2 tRNA genes are annotated in these 515 nt (G+C 39.0%); both read right to left on the reverse strand.

Annotation, left to right across the window (positions count from 1 at the left end):
• Positions 1–215: 215 nt before the first annotated feature.
• Positions 216–291, reverse strand: a tRNA-Ala gene (locus BQ5209_RS10535).
• Between the two features lie 111 nt (positions 292–402).
• A tRNA-Ile gene (locus tag BQ5209_RS10540) sits at positions 403–479 on the reverse strand.
• Positions 480–515: the final 36 nt, after the last annotated feature.

Here is a 515-nt window from a genome sequence, read left to right on the forward strand (position 1 = left end):
TCTTTATGTCTCAACCTTTATTAATTCAACCTAACTAAACGTTATCGCTAACCTTTAATTAAACAACTCAATAAAAGCTTCACACAAGAACGAGAACTCGTTTCTTTCAGCTTGTTCCTAATTGTTAAAGAGCTTTATCTTTCTATTCACTTAATAATAAACATAAGTAAATACAAACATAATTTTTTATTATCTAACGAAAGAGATTTCTTTAATGGTGGAGCTAAGCGGGATCGAACCGCTGGCCTCCTGCGTGCAAGGCAGGCGCTCTCCCAGCTGAGCTATAGCCCCAATAATTCACTTCATCTATATTTCCCCAACTCGCTTAACGTACCTGCGTTATGCTAATTTATGCCTTTCACATCATTAACACAAGCCTAAACTCGCAAAGTTAAGTAGAATTGGTGGGTCTGAGTGGACTTGAACCACCGACCTCACCCTTATCAGGGGTGCGCTCTAACCACCTGAGCTACAGACCCAATAAAGTGACTCTTTCTTCTAAACAAACAATCTGT

The organism is Gilliamella mensalis (assembly GCF_900103085.1).
Lineage (GTDB): Bacteria > Pseudomonadota > Gammaproteobacteria > Enterobacterales > Orbaceae > Gilliamella > Gilliamella mensalis.